The sequence below is a fragment of the Plantibacter sp. CFBP 8775 genome, from assembly GCF_014839505.1.
Classification (GTDB): Bacteria; Actinomycetota; Actinomycetes; order Actinomycetales; family Microbacteriaceae; genus Plantibacter; species Plantibacter auratus.
In genome coordinates this window covers 1,193,825-1,216,595 of record NZ_JACYNV010000001.1, presented here as the reverse complement: position 1 = coordinate 1,216,595, position 22,771 = coordinate 1,193,825, and the positions used below count along the sequence as shown (strand labels likewise).

Below are 22,771 nucleotides of genomic sequence, written 5' to 3'. Positions count from 1 at the left end.
TGGGCGCTTCGACAAGCTCAGCGACCGGGAGAGGTGCACCCGGACCTGGAACGGTCCCTGAGCCTGTCGAAGAGCCGCCCCGGCCGGACACCCTCGCATCACGGAGGTTCCCCGTGGGCGCTTCGACAAGCTCAGTGACCGGGAGAGGTGTACCCGGACCTGGAACGGTCCCTGAGCCTGTCGAAGGGCAGCCCCGGCCGGACGCCCTCGCATCACGGAGGTTCCCCGTGGGCGCTTCGACAAGCTCAGCGACCGGGAGAGGTGCACCCGGACCTGGAACGGTCCCTGAGCCCGTCGAAGGACAGCCCCGGGTGGGCACGCTCAGCGAGCGGGGAAGGGCGGCCCGGCAGGCAGGTCAGGCGGGTTCGACGTCCTCGGGCGACCAGCGGGCGGACTCGCCCGAACGGATGATCGCGAGCAGCTGCGACCGCAACGCCGACTCGTCGGGCAGCTCCGGGAAGACGTCGGCCTCGAGCCGGTGTGCCGCCAGCCAGGCCTCGTCACCCGCTGGTGTCCGGCTCACCACGTGACGACGACGGTCGTCGGCCGCGGCGATGCGCTCGATGTGGCCGGCCCGCTCCAGTCGGTCGAGCGTGCGTGACATCGTCTGGTTCTGCACGCGGGCTCGTCGGGCGAGCTCCTTCTGACTGGCGGGGCCGCTGTCGAGCAGGTGCAGCACGATGAGACCGGCGTGGGTCACCCCGATGCCGTCCAGGGCCTGCTGCCAGGTGTGCTCGATCAGTCGTGACGCCGTGGACAGGAGGCGTCCGGTGGGCCAATCGGCCATGGGATCGCGGGCGGCGTCGGCGATCACGCCATCGGTCGCGCGCGCTCCATCCATGGCACCAATGTAGTCGCTGAGCCTACGGCCGAGCCGCCACCCACGACCGGGGTGACGTCGGCAGTGGGTGCTGTCCCCCACCGGGCGGCGACGAGAGCGACCGACGAGGTCCGTCGTCATCTCGGCCGATGACGACGGAATCGCGCGTCGAAGGACCCCCACACCCCCAGCATTGGGGGCGGCGACCCCCCTGGAGTGGGGGATCCGCCGATGACCCCCGCTTCCTACAGTTGAGGGATATCCAAGGGGGACGCTCATCTCGACCGGTTTCACCGGTCGGTCGTGGGCACACGAGCGACGTCGCGTTCTCCGCGGGCGGCCCGAACCGCCCTTGCGCATCGCGCACCCGAACCGCACCCGAACCCCACAAGTGGATAGCAACCCAATGACGACGTACCCGAACCGCCGTCGGTCCTCCCGACAGATCCGTCCGCGCACCCGAAGCGCGGCGTTCGCCCAGTTCCGCTCCGAGGGGTCGACCCGAGCATGAGCGCCGACGTGAACGACAACGCCTTCCCGATCACGGGACCCATCGCGCTCGTCCGACGCAGAGCTGCTGCGCTCGGCGCGGAGTCCTCCACCGTCGCGGTCAAGTCCATGACGCAGCGCGAGTGGTCGAAGCGCTACCGTCGCTGGCTCATCCTCACCGACAGCGTCATCGCACTCTTCGCCGTCTCGGCCGCCTTCGTTGTGCGGTTCGGCGACGACCCGGTCGGCCCCGAGGCCCAGCAGCTCTACATCCTGCTGTCGGGCGTCATCGTGCTCGTGTGGCTCGCCTTCCTCGGCTTCACCAGGACCCGGGACAGCCGCATCATCGGTTCCGGTGTCGCCGAGTACAAGCGCGTCGTCAACGCCAGCGCGTTCGCCTTCGGCATCCTCGCCATCGTCTTCCTGATCCTGAAGATCGACATCGCCCGGGGCTACTTCATCCTCGCGCTCCCCGCGGGGACACTCGCGCTCCTCGCTTCCCGCTGGATGTGGCGCAGATGGCTGCTCAGCCGTCGTCGCGTCGGTGAGTACACCGCACGGACGGTCGTCGTCGGCCGGCGTGACGACGTCGCGTACGTCCTCGAACAGGTCGCCAAGCAGCACAGCATGAGCTACACCGTCGTCGGTGCGGCCGTGGTCGACCAGGAGACGGCCGAGCCGTTCTCGAGCCGGGGAACCTCCGTCCCGGTCATCGCGCACATCGACGGCGTCGCCCAGGCCGCCGCGAACCTCACCGCCGACGCGGTCATCATCGCCGGCCCCGTCGACGGCGGCAGCGACTACGTCCGCCGACTCGGGTGGGACCTCGAGGGCACGGCGACCGAGCTCGTGCTCGCGGCCCGACTCACCGACGTGGCCGGGCCCCGCATCCACTTCCGCCCGGTGGAGGAGCTGCCGCTCATCCACGTGGAGATCCCGCAGTTCGAGGGCGGTCACCACATCATGAAGCGCGCACTCGACGTCGGGCTCACGAGCCTCGGGATCCTCCTCATCTCGCCGCTGCTGGCCCTCGTCGCCCTCGCCGTCAGGCTCGACAGCCCGGGCCCGGTCCTCTTCCGGCAGGAACGCGTCGGCAGGAACGGTGAGCGCTTCACGATGTTCAAGTTCCGATCCATGGTCACCGACGCCGAAGCCGTCCTCCCCGCCCTCATGGCGCAGAGCGAGGGCAACGGCGTGCTCTTCAAGATGAAGAACGACCCGCGCGTCACCCGCGTCGGTCGCATCCTGCGCAAGTACTCCCTCGACGAGTTGCCGCAGCTGTGGAACATCCTCACCGGCGACATGAGTCTCGTCGGACCCCGGCCGCCGCTGGCGAGCGAGGTCGCCGAGTACGAGAAGGACGTCCACCGGCGTCTGCACATCAAGCCGGGCCTCACCGGCATGTGGCAGGTCTCCGGGCGCTCCGACCTGACGTGGGAGGAGAGCGTCCGCCTGGACCTCTACTACGTCGAGAACTGGTCCATCACGGGCGACCTGATGATCATGTGGCAGACCGTCAAGGTCGTGCTCAAACCGGTCGGCGCGTACTGATGTCAGGACTGCTGTCGGTGATGCCCCCAATGCGAGGGGTGTCCTGCGAAAAGAGGACAAATCCCCTTCCAGAGGGGGCAACACTTCGATACAGTCGTCACCATCACCGCCCGCAGTCGCACGGCGAGTCACCCGAAAACGGCTCGATCGCACAGCTGCTCACTGGCGAGACCCGCACACCCGAACCCGCCCGCGACGCACTGCAGCGACGACTTACCCGAGCCGTCGGCGCATCACCTCCGGCACCGTGCGCGCCCCGCCACGATTCCCGCACTCCGGCACCCGTCCGGTCGCGGAACACCCGAACCCGGGCGCGCCTTCGTCGCCCGACCGCTCACGACCGCTCACCCGAATCAGCGATCGCCTGCAGCGCCCACATGAGAACACAAGGACCGGCATGACCCGAACTGCCCCCATGACTCAGCCCACGGAAGACCCCGAAGTCGCCGAGCGGTACTCCGACATCGTCGCCCGTCTCGCCGGTGCACAGAAGAAGCGGACGCGAGGCGCTCCGGCGTACTCGATCTACGTCAACCGCAAGGCGGGTCGCTACCTCGCCGCGGCGGCGTACCAGCTCGGTCTCACGCCGAACATGGTCACCGTGATCAGTGCGGTCTTCACGTTCAGCGGCATCATCATGCTCGCGACCCTGCCCCCGAGCATCGGTCTCGGTGTCGGCGTGTGGCTCTGTCTCGCGATCGGGTACGCCTTCGACTCGGCCGACGGCCAGGTCGCACGACTGCGCGGCGGCGGATCACCGTCCGGTGAGTGGCTCGACCACGTCATCGATGCGACGAAGATCTCGTCCCTGCACCTCGCCGTCCTCATCAGCGCGTTCCGGTTCTTCGAGCTGCCGACCCCTGCGCTGTTGCTCATCCCCATCGGCTACTGCGTCGTGGCGGCCGTCGCGTTCTTCGCGATCATCCTCAACGAGCAGCTCAAGCGCGTCTACGGCGCCGACCCGGCTCCGGAGAACGGCCACAGCACCATCCTGCGCTCGCTGCTCGTCATCCCGACCGACTACGGCTTCCTCTGCCTGATCTTCGTGCTCCTGGGTGCCCCGCAGGTGTTCTTCGCCGCCTACACCCTCATGTTCCTCGCCAACGCCGGCCACCTGCTGCTCGCGTCGGTGAAGTGGTTCCGTGACATGGAGCGGCTCGGCTCGGTCGGGACCGCGTCCGGCGGCCAGCCCGTCGCGCTCGGCCGGTGACCGCCATCGACGCATCGGAGACCACCCTGGACGCTCACGCGCTCGCCGGCACCTCGGCCACCGATGCCGGTCAGACGGTCCTCATCGCGAACCCGTCGGGTGACGTCTACGGGTCGGACCTGCAGATGCTCGAGAGCATCAGCGCGTTCGTCGGGCGCGGGTACCGGGTGATCGTCGCCCTCCCCGCCGACGGCAAGCTGGTCCCGAGGCTGCTCGCCCGCGGCGCGGAGGTCCGGTTCGTCCCCTTCCCCGTCCTCCGGCGGGCCAACGCCTCCCTGGGCGGCGTCGCCTCGCTCGCGATGGAAGGCCTGCGATCCGTCCGCTTCCTGCGGAGGGTCATCGAGGAGATCGCGCCGACCGCGGTCTACGTCAACACGGTGACGCTCCCGTGGTGGATCCTCGCCGCGCGCCTGACGCGCACACCGGTCGTCTGCCACGTGCACGAGGCGGAGACCGCGGACGGCAGGCTGGTCCGGTTCGCGCTGAACTCGCCGCTGATCCTCGCCGACGCGCTCATCGTCATCAGCCGTGCGGCGGTCGAGGCGACCACCACGGCCGCGCCCGGACTCGCCCGGAAGGTCCGGCTCGTCTTCAACGGCGTCGCCGGCCCCGACGTCGACCCCACGCCGGCGCCGATCGGCTCCGAACCGCATCGACTCGCGATCGTGGCCAGACTCTCCCCGCGGAAGGGGCCCGACATCGCGCTCGACGCGGTCGGGATCCTGCGCCGTGCCGGACGCGACGTGCGGATCGAGATCGCGGGCACGCCGTTCGAGGGGTACGAGTGGTTCGAGCAGCAGCTCCGGGACCGTGCCGACCAACCGGACCTCCGTGGCGCGGTCACCTTCTCCGGCTACGTCTCCCCGATCTGGCCGGCGCTGGAGCGCGCGCACCTCGTCGTCGCCCCCTCGCTCCGGGAGCCCTTCGGCAACGCCGTAGTCGAGGCCCAGCTGGCCCTGCGACCCGTCGTCGCATCGGCAGCGCTCGGCCATCTGGAGAGCATCGAGGACGGCGTGACCGGTCTTCTCGTGCCGGCGGGTGACGCCGAGGCCATGGCCGCAGCGGTCGCCGAGCTCCTCGACGACCCGGACCGGAGCGCACGGATCGCCGACCGGGCCCGCCGCTCGGCGCAGGAGCAGTTCTCCCCGGAGCGCTACCGATCCGAGATCATCCAGGTGGTCGAGTCCGTCCGGCGCGTCCGCGTCTGACGGCGAGGTCACCGACGCACCGACCACGACACGAGGAACGGCCCCTGGCATGCCAGGGGCCGTTCCTCGTGTCAGCTGGGCCCGCGCCCGATCAGGCCCCGAAGAACTCGTCGACCAGGCGGCGCGTGCTCTGGATGTTCTGCCGGCTGGAGGCCCCGAACACCATCGACTCGATGTTCGGCTGCTCGGAGAGCCACTCGATCGCCTCGCGCGGCGGGATCGCGCCGGACGCGTAGACGGACATCGCGACGGCACGGAACCGACGCTCCTCGAGCACCCGCTGGTACCCCTCGATACCGCCCGACATGCGGAAGCCGATCTTGTTGATGTTCGAGCACACGATCGGGTTCTCGAGGCCCGCCTCGTCCAGGGCGTCGAGCAGGAGCGGCAGGTTCATCGTGATGAACCCGGGCTGCGCGTGGTACTTCGTGCGCACGTGGTGGTCGAAGATGGCGAACGCATCCTTGAACCCGAGGCCGAGCAGGAGGTCCACGACGACGTTCTGCAGCCAGATCACCGGCGTTTCGACGCCGCGGAACATCGCCATCTCGGCGTCGATGAGCAGCGTGATGATCCCCTCGACGTCCTTCGTGGCGAACGCCTTACCGCCACGCAGGGCGGCGTTCATCAGGCCCTCTTCCGGCAGGAAGCGCTTGAGCGCACCGAGCATGCCGTTCTCCGTGACGGCGTCCGCGTACTTGTGCGCATACGGCATGCACGGTTGGAACGTGAAGTCGGCGTATCGCGTCGGGTCGAGCCGTACCCGCTCCGCGACCTCGGCGATCCGGTCGTGCGTCGTGCACATGAAGGAGGTGATTCCCTCGTCGTACGCGACGTCGAGCACGTCCATGATCGCGCCGGTGTCCTGGAAGCGCATGGCCTGGGCGCGCGCCTTCTCCTCCGACATGTGGTTGACGCCGAAGAACTGGTTGTCTCCGAACAGGAGCCGGGGAAGCTTCGGGCCAGCGGTCGCGGCCGCGCCGGTCTGGGTCTCTACGCTCGTCGCCATGGGAGGAGGCCTTTCTTCTTCGCGACGGGAGCGGGTGCGGCCGTCGCGGCTCGGGTGGACGGGCCTGCCGCCGCGTCGATGGTGAGGAGTTCGAGGACGTGGTCGGTGGCGGCCGCGCTGGTGAAGGAGTTCGTCCCCAGCACGGCACCCTCGACGACCCGGGTGACGAAGTGGTCCAGCTGGGCGCTGTACTCCTCGCCGCGCAGGTAGTACCAGACCTCGTCGGTGAGTTCGGTGGTGTACTTGACGTTCCAGCCGGTCTCGTAGCCTTCGATCTCGGGCGCGGTGTCGCGCAGGTAGACCTGGCATTCCTGCCGGTCGGCGTGGATGCGACCGGCGGTCCCGGTGATGGTGATCTGCGTGGTCATCTTGCGGTAGGACTCGTCCGACCAGTTGACGGAGAGCTGCGCGCTGACCCCGGCGTCGAAGAAGAGGGTCGAGAAGACCTCGTCCTCGGTGTGCTCGGAGAACACGCTGCCGAGGACGGTGCCGCCGACGCCGATCGGCTCGCCGGCGTACCAGGTGAGGAGGTCGACCGGGTGGGCGGCGTAGTCGTAGAGGCAGCCGCCGCCCTCGTTGCGGTTGCTCCGCCAGGTCGAGCCGCGCGACTTCAACACGACGGGACCGTAGGCCTCCGCCTGGATGTGCGTGACGCGACCGATGGCACCGAGGTCGAGCAGACGCTTGACCTCGCGGAACGCGCCCACGAAGCGGTTGTGGTACCCGACCTGGGTCACGACGCCGCGACGCTCGGCCAGTGCGGCGAGCTCGTCGGAGTCGGCCGCGCTCAGGCTGAGCGGCTTCTCGCAGAAGATGTGGAGACCGCGCTCGAGCACCGACTTCACCATGGGTGCGTGGAACTTCGTCGGGGTCGCGATGATGACCGCGTCGAGCTCGACCTCGGCCAGCATGTCGTCCACCGAGGTGAAGGTCCTGAGGCCGGTGTACTTGCCCAGGACGTCGAGGATGTAGCCGGTCGAGTCGACGACCGCGTCGACGCTCACCCACGGGTGGGCCTTGATCATGGCGAGGTGGGAGAGGCCCATCTTGCCGAGACCGATCACGCCGACCCGCACGCGGGCCGTCTCGATGGGCACTTCCGCGGCCGGGGCGTTCGTTTCAGACACGTGCGACACGTGCACCTCCAAGGTAGGTCTGCAGGACGGTTTCGTATTGACCGGCGACGTGCTCCCAGGTGAACTCCTCGGCGTGCCGCGCGGACGCGGCGGAGGACAGGGCGGCGCGGCGGGCGGGGTGCTGGAGCAGCTCGCCGATCCGTGCGGCGGCGTCGTGTGCGGTGGTGAAGTAGAGGGCGCCGTCGCCGGCGACCCATCGGTTGTACGGGTTGTCGTGGGCGATCACGGCGTTCCCGGCGGCCATCGCCTCGACGAGCGAGGGGTTCGTGCCGCCCACGGTGTGCCCGTGGAGGTAGCCGAGCGCGTGGAATCGGAGGGCGGCGAGCTCCTCGGGGTCGTAGACCGACCCGACGAACGCGACCTCGTCGCTCGCGGCGTCGACGACGGCGCGGTGGTACGGGTCCGTCTCCGGGGTGTAGGTGCCGAAGACGGCGAGGGTGACGCCACGTCGTTCGGCCGAGAACGCCTGCACGAGCTCCAGGATCGTGTTCTCGGGGATCGGGCGGCAGATCAGCGTCAGGTACTCCCCCGGCGTCAGCCCGTGGGCCGTCAGCGGTGCGACGGGTGCCGAGTCGACACGGTGCGCGCCGTAGGTGATCGTCGTCAGCTTCGACCGCTTCGCCTTCTTCGCGAGGTAGGTCTCGATCTCGGGGTGGTCCGCGATGAGCGTGTTCCCGACCCAGCAGGCGATGCGTTCGTTCACGTAGAGGATCGCCTGCTTCATGAATCCCCAGCGCGCCCGTGACCACTCGATGCCGTCCATGTTGATGACGTTCGGGATGCCCTTGAGGCGCTGCAGGACGTTGAAGACGGCGGTGTTGTAGCCGAAGGTGAGGCAGACGTCGTCGAACCTCGAGGCGTGCCGGATCGACTTCAGGTCGAACAACGAGGTGCCCTTCCACCCGTCGGGACCCACGGGGATCGTCACGCGTTCGATGCCGCGCCACACGTCCTCGACGATCGGTCCGTCGCCGTCGGACTGGCAGTAGACGATGACGCGCCACCCCTGATCCCGGAGGAAGACGGCGATGTTCTCGGCCGCCGTCTCGAATCCGCCGTAGGCCGCCGGGATCCCGTGCGTACCGAGGATGCGAACCGTCGGCTGCCCCTGCCGCCGTGCAGCGTTGTCCCCCATCGAGCTTCTCCTCATCGCTCCAGGCGCCGTTCGGGCGGCGCGGACACAGAGCGTGTCTCGGCTGGAATGCTGAAGAGCCTACCGCCCAACATTCGTCGGAAAACGGGAAAATCGCCCCCTGCGTACCCCCAAAGACAGGGGTAGTGATGACCCTCGAACCGCTACCGCGTGAGGGCTTCCACAGCGGCGCCGAACCGCTCGACCGAGCGCTGGACGGACCGCAGGGTCGTCCGGTGCGCCCGCTTGCCGAGGTTGTGTCCGTCGGCGATGTCGAGCGGGTCGACGTCGCTCCCGAATCGCGCGAACAGCCCGGTGCGCTCCGGCTTCGGAGCAGGAGCGAGACCTCGACGGGCGTTGAGCAGGGCCGCCAGGTCGGACAGACGTTGATCGGCCGTCGTGCCGGCACCGGGTCGCCAGGTGGCGATCGCCTGGTCGGGCGCTTCCGCCAGCGCGGCCGCCTCGCGGAGCGTGAAGACCTTCGATCGGGCCTCGGGAGAGAGTTTGGCGAGGGCGGAGCGCTCGGCGCGGCTCGCGGTCAGCACGAGCCCCGCACCACCGATCATCGACTTGGTGACGCGGCGTGCACGATGAGCTGGCGCCTTCGGTCCCTCCGACGGCAGGCCGAGGACCGCGGCCGCGTCAGCGCACATCTCGTGCCCGCGACTCACCTCGATGCCGGCGCTCGAGCAGACGAGGCGGTCGAAGCCGGGAATGGTCGAGAGTCGGGCTTGGAGGAGCTGTTCCGCGAGCGGGGAGCGACAGACGTTGGCACTGCACACTACGAGGATCCGCGCCATGACGTCCTTCGGTTTTCGCTCGGGGGAAGAATTCCGACAATCGTAGCGTGAGCGCCACACCCCCTCGACCGCCACCAGAGGAGACCCTCCTGAACCCCGTCGAACGGGGGTCATCCGCGGGGGTGGACACCCTCGGACTGGGGGTCATCAAACGGCCCGTACCCCCCTGAGTGGGGGCGTCTTTCCCCTGATAAACCGGGAAATCGTCGGTACGCTGAGGTGTTGGGTGTCAACAAACCAGGGGGAGTCAGATGGATCTCGGCGACTACATCGCAACGCTGCGCAAGCAGTGGATCGTCATCGTGGTGCTTGCACTCGTCGGCGCGACCGGAGCCTACGTCTTCGCTCAGACGATGGCACCGCAGTACCGTTCCACGACGAGCGTGTTCGTGACCACCGAGGCCGGCAACTCAACGACCGAGCTGGTCCAGGGATCCACCTACGTGCAGAACCTCGTGCAGTCGTACGCCGTCCTCGCGTCCTCGCCGATCGTGCTCGAGCCGGTGATCAACGAGCTCGGCCTCGACATGAGTGTCCAGGACCTCGCGGAGTCGGTCAGCGCCGACGCTCCCCTCAACACCGTGATCGTCGAGATCTCCGCGGTGTCGACGAGCGCCGAGCAGGCCCAGAGCATCGCAGCGGCCGTTGCGAACTCCCTGTCCTCCGCGGTGGACGGCATCTCCCCGAGGGACGACCAGGACCGCCCGGCCGTCCAGCTCACGATCATCGCGCCGGCCAAGCTGCCCATCTTCGCCTTCGCGCCCAACACGAAGCTCCTCGTCGCCGGAGGTGGGCTCGGCGGTCTGCTCATCGGCGTGCTGTACGCCTTCGGCCGGGAGCTCCTCGACACGAGGATCCGCTCGCTGCGAGAACTGCAGCAGGTCTCCGACACCCCGGTCCTCACGACGGTCGCCCGCACGCGGAAGGGTGAGCTGCCGACGCAGGCCATGATGCGGAACCCGAACGGCATGATCGCCGAGGGCTTCCGGAGTCTCGCGACGAACCTCAGCTTCGCCGACGTCGACGAACGGATCACCTCCGTCATCGTCACCTCGGCACTCCCCGGCGAGGGCAAGAGCACCGTCGCGCTCGGCCTCGCCCTCGCGATGACCGAACGCGCACCGCGCGTCCTCCTCATCGACGCCGACCTCCGCCGCCCCTCCATCGCCGGCTACACGCAGATCGAGGGCGAGGTCGGATTGACCAGTGTCCTCGTCGGCGACATCACCCTCGAGGAGGCCGTGCAGCCCTGGGGTCGGGGCAACCTCGACGTCCTCGCCTCCGGTGGGGTGCCGCCGAACCCGAGCCAGCTCCTCGCGTCCGACGCGATGCGCCAGCTGGTGGACCGCGCCAAGGAGTCGTACGACTTCGTCATCATCGACACCGCGCCGATCATCCCGGTCACCGATCCGCTCTGGCTCACGCACATGACCGCCGGTGCGATCGTCGTGTCCCGGTACAAGTCGACCCGCCGCCAGCAGCTCCACCGCGCGCTCGAGACCCTCGACGGCGCGAACGCCCGCACGATCGGGCTGGTCCTCAACGGCCTCAAGCAGGACGAGACGAGTTCCTACTACCGCTACAACTCGTACCGGTCGGCTCCCGACGCCGCCCCGCTCGGCCCCGCCGCGCCGGGAACGGCCGTCCCCGCGGCGAACGACTCGGCGCGCACGCCGTCCATGGCCGGCCGCTGAGCCGCTGCCCGACGACGCGCCCGAAGGGACCGAGGAACGATGCCAACACCCGCCCGCCTGAGCCATCCCCGCGCCAGGCTGTACGAGGTCGTCCGCACCGCGCACCTCGAGCGCGCTCGTGAGCTGGCGCCTGCGAGCATCGTCTACCGTCGCCGCCGCTACGACTTCGATCCGAGCGTCGCCCCGGGCGTCGAGCTCGTCCAGGCCGAGCCGATGGCTGCAGCACGGCTGCTGGTCCGCTCCGGCGTGACCGCGCTCGAGGTCAACGAACCGCTTCAGCTGTCCTCCGCCATCGCCACGCTGAGCACCCTGATCGCCCTCGACCTGCGAGGACGCCTCCGGGGAACACGGCCACTCGTGGTGACGTACGCCATCGAGAACCTCGACCCGATGACCGCTCGTCCCGCCCGGCTCAGGTCCCGCGTCAAACTCCGGGCACAGCGGTGGGCCGCCGGTCGTGTGTGGCGTCGTCTCGACCGCATCGTCTACGGGACGAGCGGGGCCCGCGATCTGCACGCCCGGGTCCTTCCGGCGCGACGCGACCTCGAGTCCACCGTCATCGAAGCCCTGCCCGCGCCCATGTCGGAGCGGCGCGACGTCGTCCGGGACCCTCTGCAGATCGTCTTCCTCGGAGCCCTCGTCGGACGGAAGGGCTTCCCCCTGCTCGTCGAAGCGTGGTCGACCGTCTTGCAGCGCGAACCGCGCGCCTCTCTCGTCATCCTCGGCTCCGGTGAGCTCGAGCCTGCGGCGGCCGCGCTGAGTGACCGCCACCCGTCCGTCACCTTCCACCGGGACCCAGCTCGCTCCGTGATCTTCGACACCCTCGCCGCGAGCCGCACGCTCGTCCTGCCGTCCCAACCGCGTCCCGACTGGCGCGAACAGGTCGGCCTGCCGATCGTCGAGGGCCTCGCCGCAGGCTGCGTCGTGGTCACCACCACGGAGACCGGCATCGCCGGCTGGCTGCACGAGCACGGCCACCGGGTCGTCGAGCCGGGGGACGACGCGGTGGCGCTCGCCGAGGCCCTCCTCGCGACGCTCGCCAGCACCCGGACCCCGGAGGACGTGCTCGCGGACCTTCCCGCTCGTGACGGCCGCCTTGCCGCGGACACCTGGCTGTTCCGTGACGCCGGCGGTGATCGCTGATGGCGCGCGGCAGGGGCGGCATCTGGGCCTCCGTCAGCCAGACGGCCATCGCCAAGATCTTCGTGATGGGGCTCTCCGGCGTCCTCGGCATCTTCACGAGCCGGATGATCATCGAACACTTCGGGTCCGGCGCCTACGCCCAGTACGGCCTGCTGACGAGCCTGCCGGCCCTGCTGCCGTTCGCCGACCTCGGCATCGCCGCCGTCGTCATCAACGCCATCGCCGGATCCGACGACCCGAAGCGCGACCTGCAGGTGCGGCGTTCGATCGTGACGGCGTTCCGGATCCTCACCGTGTCGGGCGCGGTCATCATGCTCGTCGCCATCCTCATCACCGTCCTCGACCTGTGGCCGGCGATCCTCGGCAACGGCCTCGCACCCGACGGCGGCAGCGTCGCGGCGTTCCTGTGCCTCGCGACGTTCGGACTCGTCCTGCCGATGACCGTCGGTCAACGCATCCTCATCGGGGTCGGCAAGACGAGCACCCAAGTCGCGACGCAGGCGATCGCCGCTCCGGCGATCTTCCTCGGCGTGTGGCTCTTCGTCGTCACCGGGTTCGACGGCGGCTCCTTCGTCGCCGTCCTCTCCTACGCCGCGAGCGGGATCGTCGCCGCCGTCTGCCTGGTGCTCGCCGCGCGCTCGATCAGGCCGCAGGTCTGGCAGGCGATGAAGGAGGTGCCGAAGCTCCGCAGCGCTCCGGGCGTCCCCGCGTTCGCCCTCGCCTGGCCGATGGTCGTCCAGATGATCGCGTTGCCCATCGCCATGCAGACCGACCGGTTGCTGCTCAGCCACCTGACGACCGGACCGGAACTCGCCCAGTACAACCTCGCGACGCAGCTCTTCGGCCTCGTCATCCAGACGATCGGAGCGGCCGGGCTGGCGCTGTGGCCGATCTACGCGAAGGCTCGCTCAGCGAAGCGCGTGGAATCGCCACTCGTCCCGACGCTGTGGTTCCTCGGCGGTGGGCTCGCCCTCGCGGTCGTCCTCGCGGTCATCTCCCCGTGGATCGCCGGGTTCGTCTCCGACGGCGAGATCACCCTCGGCTGGCCGATCCTCGTCTCCTACGTCGTGTTCGTCGCCCTCCAAGCGGCGAAGTACCCGGTCGGCATGTACATGACGGACGCGAAGGGCCTCCAGTTCCAGGTCCTTCCCATCCTCTGCATGGTGCCGCTCAACCTCGGCCTCTCCTGGGTGCTCATCCCCGTCCTCGGCGCCGCGGGCCCCATCGTGGGATCCGCGGTCGCCGTCGCCATCTGCCAGGTCGTCCCGAACCTCTGGTACGTCCAACGCGACCTCGCGAAGCGACGCCGGCTCGCTGCGGAAGCGGAGCCCGTCGATGTCGCTCACTGACCCGAAGACGAACGCGGGGCCGAAGGCGACCGCCGTCCCGCGGTGGCGTGCGGCGCGGCCTCGGCCCGCATCCCGGCGGATCGGGGGAACGCGGGCCGCTGAACGGCTCGAGCCGCTCCCGGTCCTCGACCGGCCGACGTCTCCGACCATGGCGACGCTCCACACCCTGATCGCGGTCGTGTTCCTCGTTGTCCTCGGTGCGCGGATCCAGTTCTGGCAGGGAGCCACGATCGGGTTCGCCATCGCCGTCCTACTGATCCCGCTCTGGGTCGGTGAGCTCCGGAAGTACCGCGGAGCCACCTGGTTCGTCATCGGAGCCTTGGCCGCCTCGGCGTCCGGTGTGTGGTTGACGGAGTGGGCCTCGTCGGATCACGCCACGAGCCAGGGGATCACCATCGCTCAGACGATCGTGCTGCTCGGCCCGGTGCTGTCCATCGGGGCGATCCTGTGGACTCGGACAGTGCTCACTCCGGCCAGGATCGCCGTCTTCTATGGCGTCGGACTCCTGATCCGCGCCTTCCTCGAAGGCCCAGGCGGGACCATCTACAACTCGAACGTCTGGAAGTTCCAGTATTCGGTTCCGCTGACGATCATCCTGCTCGGGCTCGCTCTTGCCACGCGCCGTCGCTGGGTCGAACTCCTCGTCGTCGCCGGACTCTGCGCGATGTCCATTGCGAACGACTCGCGCTCCCTCTTCGCCATCCTGCTGCTCGCCTTCTGCCTCGTGGCTTGGCAGATGCGTCCAACGTCGACGACACGTCGAGCCTCGACGACTCGAGTCGTGATCGGCATCGGTATCGCCGCAGCGGCGGTGTTCAACGTCGGACAAGCCCTGCTCCTCGACGGAGTGCTCGGTGCCGAGACCCAGGCGCGGACGGTGGCGCAACTCGACCAGTCCGGATCGATCCTCCTTGGCGGGCGACCCGAGCTGGCAGCGACGGCAGCTCTGTTCGCCCACCAACCGAGCGGGTTCGGCAGCGGCACCTATGCGTCGCTCAACGACATCATCGTGGCGAAAGCGGGCATGGCGAGCATCGGCTACGACCCGAACAACGGCTACGTGGAGACGTTCATGTTCGGACTCGGCTTCGAGGTGCACTCTGTGGCGGGCGATCTCTGGGTGCGTTTCGGCCTGGTGGGCCTCGCATTCGCGGCCTTCATCGCGTGGATCGCGATCGTCGGACTCGGACACGGCATCGCTCGTCGGTCCGCGAGCGCCGTGGTCATCTACCTCGGCGTCCGGCTCTGCTGGGACCTGCTCTTCAGTCCGCTCTACAGCTCGGTCCCGACACTGATCTTGTTCTTCGGCCTGGCGTTCGTCCCTCGTATCGACCGCCTGTCTCAGAGCAGTACATCGCGGGGCCGACCGGCACCCGCAGCGCGGCGCACCCCGGACCCGACCTCCTCCCGGACCGGAGTCGTCCGGTGAGCCCGATCGCAGGAACGACGGGCGTCATCGTCGTGAACTACGGGTCGCCGCATCTCCTCCAAGCGAACCTCGCTCCGCTGACACGATCGGACCCGTCGCTCGTCTGCGTGGTCGTCGACAACTTCTCCACCGCAGCGAACCGGGCCGCACTCGAAGCGCTCGCGGCTGAAGAGCACTGGACGTTGCTCCTCCCGGACGCCAATCTGGGATTCGGCACTGGCATGAACCTCGGCGTGCAGCGCGCGATCGACCTCGCATGCTCCCGGGTACTCCTCCTGAACCCAGATGCGACATTGGATCGCCGCGCACTCGATCGGTTGGTCGAGGAGACCGACCGCGACCCCCTTGCCATGTGTGCCCCCCGCATCGAACGGTCGGACGGGAGTGTCTGGTTCGACGGGAACGACCTGTGTCTTGACGATGGAGCGATCTGGGCGACCAGCCGACGCCGTCTGCATCCCGAAGCCGCCGTGACGCCTTGGCTGACCGGAGCATGCCTCCTGCTGACGGTCGAACTCTGGACCCTCCTCGGCGGCTTCCGCGACGAGTACTTCCTGTACTGGGAGGACGTCGACCTCTCGTTCCGCGTCCCCGCCGTCGGTGGCACGCTCGTCGTCGTACACGACGCGGTCGCGATCCACGACGAAGGCGGCACCCACGACCGGTCGGATGCGGCATCGTCGCGGGCGAAGTCGTCGACCTACTATTACTACAACGTCCGGAATCGACTGCTGTTCGCGGCCCTCCATCTTCCGCCGGAACGCGTGCGGTCCTGGCGGCGCACGGCGCTGTCCGCCACCTGGGCGATCCTGCTCCAAGGTGGCCGTCGACAGTTCCTGACGAGCACGAGCCCCCTTCGGGCCGGCTTCTCGGGGCTGCGGGATGGTCTGCGCCTCTCGCGCGACGCAGCGCGTCGGCGCTGACGTCTCCTCGGCACCAGCACCAGATCGCGCGGCGATCCGCCGAGCCGGACCCTCGTGCTGGCGCTACACCGGCACTCGGTCGGTCCCATCCCATCCGACCACCGTCATCAGTCGCTGGATGCCCCACCACCGCTCACCGGGAAACGGCCGTCGGCCCGCCACCGAGAGGGTGACGGGCCGACGGCCGTTCCGGACGACGCGTCTCAAGCCACGGGCTTGACCACGTACTCGTCGAAGCGGACCGTGATCGGGCCGTTCGTCGCCGTGCCGGAGACGTAGGCGTTCAGGCCGACGGAGCCCGCCGTCTGGAGCGCCGCGGTCGCGTCGGTCGTCGTCAGCTGCCAGTTCGCCGGTTCGACTCCCCCGACAGCCCACACCTTGGCGCGGATCGTGGTCGGCGAGGTGCCGAACACCTGGAGTCGGACCTGGAGCTGCTGGCCGGGCACGTAGACGAGATCAGCGATGTTCACCGCTGTGAGCGTCGTTCCGCCCTGCATGAGCTGCAGCTGCACACCGCTGTTCGAGCGGATCCAGACCCGCGCGGCGTAGTTCGCCGAACCGACCTGCCGGCCGATCACCGATGCGAAGTTGCCACCTCCGGTCGGTCCCTGGTCGAAGGACAGCTTGACGCCGACGTCCGCACTGGTCTGACTCACGCCGCCCAGGAGGTTGGCACGGGTCTGTCCGACCGGCGAGGTGACGACCGCCTTGCCGTCGGACAAACCGAATGCCGCCGGATTGTTCGTCGGCGTCCATGCGCCTCCGGTCTCGGCCGTTCCCCAGCCGGTGCCGGCCGGTCGTTCGAACGCATCCTGCGCGATCACGGTCGGCGCGGGTGGAACGACGACCGTACCGGTGACGGTCACCTGCTGCTGCTTGGTAGCAGTCGCACCCTGATTGTCCGTCACGGTCAAGGTGACCGTGTAGGTGCCGGCGGCCGCATAGGTGTGGTTCGCCGAAGCGCCGGTTCCCGTCGCCGTGTCGCCGAAGTCCCAGACGTAGCTCGCGATCGTCCCATCGGTGTCGGTTGAAGCCGATCCGTCGACCGTCAGTGCCAGGCCGTTGGCCGTCGGCGTGAATGCGGCGGTCGGTGCCACGTTCGGAGGCGGAGCCTGGACGGTCACGGTGCTGGTCGAGCTCGATGATGCACCACTCGTGTCCGTCACGGTCAGTTTCACCGGGTATGCGCCGGCCGCGGCATAGGAGTGGGTCGCTGTGACACCAGCTGCAGAGGCTCCGTCCCCGAAGTCCCAGACGTAGGAGACGATGCCTCCGTCAGCGTCCACCGATGCAGCGGCATCGAACGATGCGGTCAGGAAGCTGGCCGACTGAGTGAACGACGCCGTCGGAGGCACGTTCGCGGGCGGAGGGGTGGCCGCAGCCGAGGGCTGCGCGACCAGGTTGCCGAACCGCGTGACGACGGTGCCGCCGGTCGCCGTCCCGGAGATGTAGGAACGGAGACTCACCGATCCTGGCGCCTGCAACGCGGCGGTCGCGTCCGTGGACGTGAGCTGCCATGCCGTCGGTTCAGCCGAGCCGATGGCCCAGACTTTCGCCTTGAGCGTGGTCGGCGAGGTGCCGACCGTCTGGAAACGCACCTGGAGCTGCGTCCCCGGCAGGTAGGTCAGCCCGTCGATGTTCACGGCCTTCAAGATGGTGTTGCCGTTCATCAGTTGCAGCTGGACGCCCTGGTTGTTCCGGATCCAGATTCGCGCTGCGTAGTTGTCGGCACCAATGACGCGACCCATGACCGAGGCGTAGTTCCCACCTCCGGTCGAGGACTTGTCGAAGGACAACCGGACCTGCGTCTCGTTGTCGGTAGCGCCCGCAGTCGTGAGCTTCGCGGTCCTCGTGATACCGATCGGAGTCGAGATCAGGCCGCTCCCGGCCGAGACCGAGAAGTTGGACGCAGCGTCCACCGCCCAGGCTCCGCCGACGTCGGCAGTGCCCCAGCCGCTGGGGACCGATCGTGCGAAGGTGTCCTTCGCGAGCACCGTCGCAGCAGGAGGTGCGACGACGGTCACGTTCTGGACGAGCGTCGCGGTCGCGCCGGCGTTGTCGGTGACCGTGAGGCTGACCGAGTACGTGCCGCCCGCAGCGTACGGGTGGACTGCTGTGGCTCCGGTTCCGGTCGCGCCGTCGCCGAAGTTCCAGTCGTAGCCGGCGATGGTCCCGTCCGGGTCACTCGACGCCGTGGCGTCGACGCTGACCGTCAGTCCGGTCGCCGTCGGCGTGAACGCCGCCACCGGGGACTGGTTCACCGGCAACGTGGTGACGATCTGCTGCGTCGTCTCAGCGACGGTTCCGCGGTTGTCGGTCACGGCGAGGTGCACCGTGAACGTCCCTGCCGTTCCATAGGAGTGGGCCGGAGTCACGCCGGTGCCCGTCGTCCCGTCGCCGAAGTCCCAGGCGTACGAGGCGATCGTTCCGTCGGAGTCGCTCGATGCCGAGGCGTCGAACTGGACGCCGAGGTTCGCCACGGTCGCGGTGAACGACGCCGTGGGGGCGACGTTCGGTGCGACGACGGTCGCCGGGTGCTGCAGCGTCCCCGTGCCGCCGCGGTTGTCGGTCACGGTGAGGGTCACCGTGTAGGTGCCGGCTGCCGTGTAGGCGTGGTCGGCCGTCACCCCGGTGCCGGTGGTGCCGTCGCCGAAGTCCCAGGCGTAGGTCGCGATGGTCCCGTCGGTGTCGACCGAGCTCGAGGCGTCGAAGTGCGCGGTGAGGTCGGTGTTCGTGACGGCGAAACCGGCGGTCGGAGCGACGTTCGGCAGGATGCCGAGGCCGAGGTCGTGGTGCTGGGTGACCTGCGCCGACGTGAGTGGCTGTGCGTAGACGGCCACCTCGTCGATGCGACCGCTGAACGTGCCCGCGGTCCCACCCCACGTCGTGTCGGAGCCCACGCGCCAGTAGCCCGTGTAGTCCTGCGCACCCGTCTGCGGGTTGGTGCCCTGGAGGACGCCGTCGACGAAGAGCTTCATGCCCGCCGACGACTGCTCGGCCACGACGTGGTGCCAGGTGCCGTCGTTGTATGCGGCGGGCGTCGTGATCGTGTTGGTCTGGCCCGTCCAGGTACCGAAGGTCAGCTGACCGCCGTTCTCCATGTAGACGTGTCGGTCGTAGCCGCCCGATCCGCCCTGCTGGTTGGCGCCGAAGCCGATGATCTTGCCACCGTTCGTGGTCGTGGTGTTGAACCACGCCTCGAGGGCGTAGCTCGTCGGGTTGGAGTAAGCGGTGTCGCTGGCGACACCTGAACCATCGGGACCGAACTGTGCGGAGCGGTTCCCGGCGACGCCGGTGAGCGCACCGTTCTGGTCCTTCGCGACGGCACCGTAGTAGGTCGCGGGGCCGTCGTTCCGGCCGGAGTCCTTCGCCGTGGTGCCGGTCGTCTCATCGAAGCGCCAGTAGGACGTCGGATCGAGGTTGAACACCGCGGCACCGTACGCGTCGGTGGGAGCAGCAGCGACCGGCGAGGTGCGGCCGGAGGCGACGTAGTGGTTCACGATCGTGTCGCGGTCGAGGACCGTCGGGTAGATCGCGGTGTCGTCGATGGCCCCGGCGAAGTAGTCGCTCGAGCGCGAGCCCGGCCAACCACCGAGGTTGTCGCCGCCGACCCGCCAGTAGCCGGTGAAGTCCTGGCCGCTCGTCGTGTCCGTGCGGCTGTCGAGCTTCTTACCGTCCACGAAGAGCTGCATGCCGTTGGCGCCGAGCGTCGCGACGACGTGGTGCCACTCGCCGTCGTTGTAGGCCTTCGCCGACTGCACGGTCCGGACGGTGCCCGGGTAGACGCCGAACATCAGGCGCCCGTCGTTGTTCATGAAGATCATGCGGTCGTAGTTCCCGGAGGTCCCGGTCGACGATCCACCGAACCCGAGGATCTTGCCACCGCGATCCGTGGTGGTCTTGATCCACGTCTCAGCGGTGAAGGTGTTCGGCGCCTTCTGCGCCGTCGTCGTCGAGGCGGCGCTGTCGCTCGTGCCGGCGAACGTCGTCGCGGTCGTGTTCGACCCGATGATCGCGCCCGCCGTCCCACGCGTGGTGTTGCTCGTGAGCGTCAGGTCGTCGCCTGTGGCCCAGTCGTAGGCGGTCGCGCCGCTCGACTCGCCCAGCGGCCAGTAGGAGGTCGGTGAGGAGGCGAGTACGGCGTTGCTGTAGGCCGAGGTGGAGCCGTCCGCCGAAACGGTCACTGCGACGTTGTCGCTCATCGTGGAATTGCCGAACGGGTCGGAGACTTTCACGCGGTAGTTCACGGTCGAGCCGGCGGCGAGGCCGGTGTCCGTGTAGTTCATCGACCCGATCTTCCAGAAACTGCCCTTGGCCGTCTTGGTGGCGATCGGCGTCGCCGTCGCGTTGTTCCGGATCAGCTCGTAGGTCAGTTGCTCATTGTCGCGGTCCTGATTGGTCTTCCACGCGACCCGCACAGTACCTGCGGCGAGCGAAACCGCGTTGATCTTGTAGTTGGCTCCCTTGATGGTCGGGCCATCGGCGTTGGGGGCGATCGCCTTCGACGCGAATCGGACCAGACCCTGCTGCGCCTTGCCGTTCACCGCGGTGAACTCACCGCCGTAGACGACGTACTGGTTGTTCGCGGCGACACTCCACGGTCCCTGGTTGGCACCGGTGAAGTTCGCGGAGGTGAAGTCCGGGTACCAGTGGAGCGCCGTCGGGGTCGGGTTGCCGGCGAAGTTGAAGTAGCCGTGCGGGTCAGCCGTCGCCACGCCCGTCGCCTCCTTCGAGAAGGCCATGCCGTGATGGAAGGTCCAGGGCTCGGTCTGGGGGAAGCTCCCGATGTTGCCGCAGTAGTGCGGATGACCGGCGATGTAGATCGAGTCGCCCTGCGGGGCGACCGAATAGGTGTCACCGTGGCAGTCCTCCAACCAGTTCAGGTCGCCGGATGCCCAGCCGGCACGGAACGCGCCTTCGAGGTTTCCGCCGCCACCGAAGACGTAGCCGGACCCGTAGACGGAGTCGGCGTCGGAGCTCAGGGAGTAGATCGACGCCTTCTCACCGCCGTTGCGGATGACGTTGTTGGCGTTGAACGGGAGGAGTCCCCCAGCGGTCGCATCGACAGCCGCCAGACCGTAGCCGGGATTGCTGCTGCCGTTGACGGTCGTGAAGGAGCCACCGATGATGACCTTGGACGCGTCGGGAGACAACACCATGGCGCGGACGGTACCGCCGAGGGCGCTCGGCGCCCACGGCAGGAGACCGCCGTTGGATGCGGCGAACGCGGCGTTCCCTGCCCGGGCCACACCGTTGGCGTTCGTGAACCCGCCACCGACGTACACGGTCGTGTTGGTCGCGACGACGGCGAACCCGATGTAGTTGAGCGTCGGAGCCCAGTTGGTGAGGTTGCCTGTGGCGGTGTCGAACGCGGCTGCGCGGTACCGGTTCTGGCCGTTGACGGTCGTGAAGTTGCCGACGGCGTAGAGCGTCTTACCGTCCGGTGAGACCGCGATGTTCTTGACCTGCGAGTTCAGGACCGGTGCGAATGAGGTCATCACCCCGGTCGTGAGGTTGTACGCCATCAGGTGGGTGCGCGCCACCTCGCCAACGCCCGGCGCGTTGCCTGCGGCACGAGCGGTGGTGAAGTTGCCGGCGACGAAGACGGTGTTCCCGGAGATCACCTGATTCCAGACGACACCGTTGATCTGCGGTGCAGGAAGGGCATCCGAAGCGACCGTGGTCGGGTCGGTCGCGACCGGTGGCTGGGTGTCGGCCATCGCGGGCGTCGCTGCGACGGTGGTCGTCAAGAGCGCGGCGAACAGCGCTCCGATCACCGCGAGCGAGATCGGCCGGACGCGACGAGACCGGCGTCGGGCATCGTCATCGGATTGGAGCGGCGGGTTCGCGCTCGATCGATCGTTGGATCGCAGGAAGAAGGACACGGGTTCTCGGGTTTCGCTCGGAGGCAGGCTCGGGGTAGCGAGAACCTGATCGGCCCGTCCGGAGGTTCGTTCGTGTTTCGGATCCACGAACGCCGGTCGGGCCAGAGGTGCCCCGCACCCGAAGCTTAGGATGAGGGGCAACACCACCGTCACCCCCAGAACAGGTGCGATTCCTGCCCTGGCCTACTGACGCCGTCGCTCCGACCCTGCCGGTCGACGATGTGTCGAGGGACATCGCCGGCGGGTGGAACGACGTCCGTCAGGCAGGAACGGGACCCGAGAAGACTGCCGCCGGAACGCCGGCGAGGTAGTCGACCGTGATGGTGACCGCGTCACGCTGGTCGACCGGGATCGTGAACAGGAGGACCGCGTCCGCCGAACCGCCGGCCGCAACCGTCGCAGGCAACGTACTGCCGCCCGGTTCCGTGAGCGGCAGCGAGGGAGTCCGGTCCGGCCCGTAGTAGGCGTTCACCACGACCTGGCTGAGGTCGACCGCAGTCTCGGTCGCGTTCTTCACGGTCACGTGGACGCGGACAGCGGGCCCGGCGATCTCACCGGGGACGGCCGATTCGCCCTCGACGGATTCGAAGTCGCTCAGCGACACGGTGACCTGCGGAACCACCTCGACCGGTTGATCGAGTGCCGCCGGGTCGCGCTCGGGAAGCGCGGCGGATGGATCCGTCACGGCCGGACTCGGAACGGGCGTCCCGCTGATCGCGGGCGGGTTCACGACGTTCGGTCCGGTACCGACACCGCGGCCCATCCCGGAGACCACCACGATGACGGCCACGATGATCGCCACGACCACGAGCGCGAGCACCACCATCACCGGCTTCGACAACGCACGACGGCCCGTCTCACCGCCGTCACGGGCGTCGCCTGCGTCGTCCGTGCGTTGTGCTGGCTGACCCACGATGCTCCTGTTCCCGTCGCAGGGCCCGGGTGCCGTCGACGTGGACCCGAGTGTACTGTGTCGAATCAACACAGCGTCCT

The 22,771-nt window shown here is 68.6% G+C and carries 15 protein-coding genes; 8 read left to right on the top strand and 7 right to left on the bottom strand.

All coding sequences use genetic code 11. The features are described from left to right. Positions 1-355 precede the first annotated feature (355 nt). Entirely contained in the window at positions 356-841 is a 486-nt protein-coding gene (locus tag IFR14_RS05805) for a MarR family winged helix-turn-helix transcriptional regulator (RefSeq protein ID WP_197977384.1), read from the bottom strand. 486 nt (positions 842-1,327) lie between these two features. Between IFR14_RS05805 and IFR14_RS05800 the strand changes: the two genes are divergently transcribed. The 3 genes from IFR14_RS05800 to IFR14_RS05790 all read left to right on the top strand — a co-directional run bounded on the left by IFR14_RS05800 (position 1,328) and on the right by IFR14_RS05790 (position 5,278). Beyond that, a complete protein-coding gene (locus tag IFR14_RS05800) occupies positions 1,328-2,860 on the top strand; it encodes a sugar transferase (protein WP_228501503.1) in 1,533 nt (510 codons plus the stop codon). Positions 2,861-3,275: 415 nt separating this feature from the next. After that, entirely contained in the window at positions 3,276-4,070 is a 795-nt protein-coding gene (locus tag IFR14_RS05795) for a CDP-alcohol phosphatidyltransferase family protein (protein WP_138946426.1), read from the top strand. Further along, positions 4,067-5,278 carry a glycosyltransferase family 4 protein gene (locus IFR14_RS05790; RefSeq protein WP_191940543.1) on the top strand — a complete coding sequence of 404 codons (1,212 nt, stop codon included), beginning with the start codon at positions 4,067-4,069 and terminating at the stop codon, positions 5,276-5,278. The genes IFR14_RS05795 and IFR14_RS05790 overlap by 4 nt, the downstream gene beginning before the upstream one ends. Positions 5,279-5,369: 91 nt before the next feature. Here the strand turns inward: IFR14_RS05790 and IFR14_RS05785 are convergent, their stop codons facing one another. The 4 genes from IFR14_RS05785 to IFR14_RS05770 form a co-directional block, all read right to left on the bottom strand. Then, positions 5,370-6,287 (bottom strand): hypothetical protein, encoded by a 918-nt coding sequence (locus IFR14_RS05785; RefSeq protein WP_191940542.1) that lies wholly within the window; start codon positions 6,285-6,287, stop codon positions 5,370-5,372. Beyond that, positions 6,272-7,414, bottom strand: a complete 1,143-nt coding sequence (locus IFR14_RS05780; RefSeq protein ID WP_198425034.1) for a Gfo/Idh/MocA family oxidoreductase — start codon at positions 7,412-7,414, stop codon at positions 6,272-6,274. Before IFR14_RS05780 ends, IFR14_RS05785 begins: the two co-directional genes overlap by 16 nt. Beyond that, positions 7,407-8,558 carry a DUF1972 domain-containing protein gene (locus IFR14_RS05775; protein ID WP_191940541.1) on the bottom strand — a complete coding sequence of 384 codons (1,152 nt, stop codon included), beginning with the start codon at positions 8,556-8,558 and terminating at the stop codon, positions 7,407-7,409. Before IFR14_RS05775 ends, IFR14_RS05780 begins: the two co-directional genes overlap by 8 nt. Positions 8,559-8,719: 161 nt before the next feature. Then, positions 8,720-9,355, bottom strand: coding sequence for an arsenate reductase/protein-tyrosine-phosphatase family protein (locus IFR14_RS05770; RefSeq protein ID WP_191940540.1), 636 nt, complete (start codon positions 9,353-9,355; stop codon positions 8,720-8,722). Positions 9,356-9,606: 251 nt separating this feature from the next. Here IFR14_RS05770 and IFR14_RS05765 point away from each other — a divergent pair, with 251 nt between their 5' ends. From IFR14_RS05765 to IFR14_RS05745, 5 genes are read left to right on the top strand one after another with little or no spacing between them, the layout of a single operon-like run. Then, complete coding sequence (locus IFR14_RS05765; protein WP_191940539.1) at positions 9,607-11,049, top strand: polysaccharide biosynthesis tyrosine autokinase; 1,443 nt, start codon at positions 9,607-9,609, stop codon at positions 11,047-11,049. Positions 11,050-11,088: 39 nt separating this feature from the next. Next, positions 11,089-12,192, top strand: coding sequence for a glycosyltransferase family 4 protein (locus IFR14_RS05760; protein WP_191940538.1), 1,104 nt, complete (start codon positions 11,089-11,091; stop codon positions 12,190-12,192). Then, the gene (locus IFR14_RS05755) at positions 12,192-13,541 is read left to right on the top strand and encodes an oligosaccharide flippase family protein (protein ID WP_191940537.1); all 1,350 of its coding nucleotides are present in this window, start codon (positions 12,192-12,194) and stop codon (positions 13,539-13,541) included. Before IFR14_RS05760 ends, IFR14_RS05755 begins: the two co-directional genes overlap by 1 nt. Then, positions 13,528-14,970 (top strand): hypothetical protein, encoded by a 1,443-nt coding sequence (locus IFR14_RS20800; RefSeq protein ID WP_191940536.1) that lies wholly within the window; start codon positions 13,528-13,530, stop codon positions 14,968-14,970. Before IFR14_RS05755 ends, IFR14_RS20800 begins: the two co-directional genes overlap by 14 nt. Then, entirely contained in the window at positions 14,967-15,893 is a 927-nt protein-coding gene (locus IFR14_RS05745; RefSeq protein WP_342365651.1) for a glycosyltransferase family 2 protein, read from the top strand. Before IFR14_RS20800 ends, IFR14_RS05745 begins: the two co-directional genes overlap by 4 nt. 203 nt (positions 15,894-16,096) lie before the next feature. Here the strand turns inward: IFR14_RS05745 and IFR14_RS05740 are convergent, their stop codons facing one another. Together IFR14_RS05740 and IFR14_RS05735 are read right to left on the bottom strand one after the other, a co-directional pair. Then, entirely contained in the window at positions 16,097-21,778 is a 5,682-nt protein-coding gene (locus IFR14_RS05740) for a PKD domain-containing protein (RefSeq protein WP_342365650.1), read from the bottom strand. Between the two features lie 259 nt (positions 21,779-22,037). Beyond that, positions 22,038-22,691 (bottom strand): hypothetical protein, encoded by a 654-nt coding sequence (locus IFR14_RS05735; protein WP_191940535.1) that lies wholly within the window; start codon positions 22,689-22,691, stop codon positions 22,038-22,040. Positions 22,692-22,771: the final 80 nt, after the last annotated feature.

Excerpts from the sequence above, each read along its gene's own strand:
- IFR14_RS05785 (WP_191940542.1), bottom strand. The coding sequence starts at position 6,287 with ATGGCGACGAGCGTAGAGACCCAGACCGGCGCGGCCGCGACCGCTGGC.
- IFR14_RS05770 (WP_191940540.1), bottom strand. The coding sequence starts at position 9,355 with ATGGCGCGGATCCTCGTAGTGTGCAGTGCCAACGTCTGTCGCTCCCCG.
- IFR14_RS05775 (WP_191940541.1), bottom strand. The coding sequence starts at position 8,558 with ATGGGGGACAACGCTGCACGGCGGCAGGGGCAGCCGACGGTTCGCATC.
- IFR14_RS05765 (WP_191940539.1), top strand. The coding sequence starts at position 9,607 with ATGGATCTCGGCGACTACATCGCAACGCTGCGCAAGCAGTGGATCGTC.
- IFR14_RS20800 (WP_191940536.1), top strand. The coding sequence starts at position 13,528 with ATGTCGCTCACTGACCCGAAGACGAACGCGGGGCCGAAGGCGACCGCC.
- IFR14_RS05800 (WP_228501503.1), top strand. The coding sequence starts at position 1,328 with ATGAGCGCCGACGTGAACGACAACGCCTTCCCGATCACGGGACCCATC.
- IFR14_RS05795 (WP_138946426.1), top strand. The coding sequence starts at position 3,276 with ATGACTCAGCCCACGGAAGACCCCGAAGTCGCCGAGCGGTACTCCGAC.
- IFR14_RS05805 (WP_197977384.1), bottom strand. The coding sequence starts at position 841 with ATGGATGGAGCGCGCGCGACCGATGGCGTGATCGCCGACGCCGCCCGC.
- IFR14_RS05755 (WP_191940537.1), top strand. The coding sequence starts at position 12,192 with ATGGCGCGCGGCAGGGGCGGCATCTGGGCCTCCGTCAGCCAGACGGCC.
- IFR14_RS05760 (WP_191940538.1), top strand. The coding sequence starts at position 11,089 with ATGCCAACACCCGCCCGCCTGAGCCATCCCCGCGCCAGGCTGTACGAG.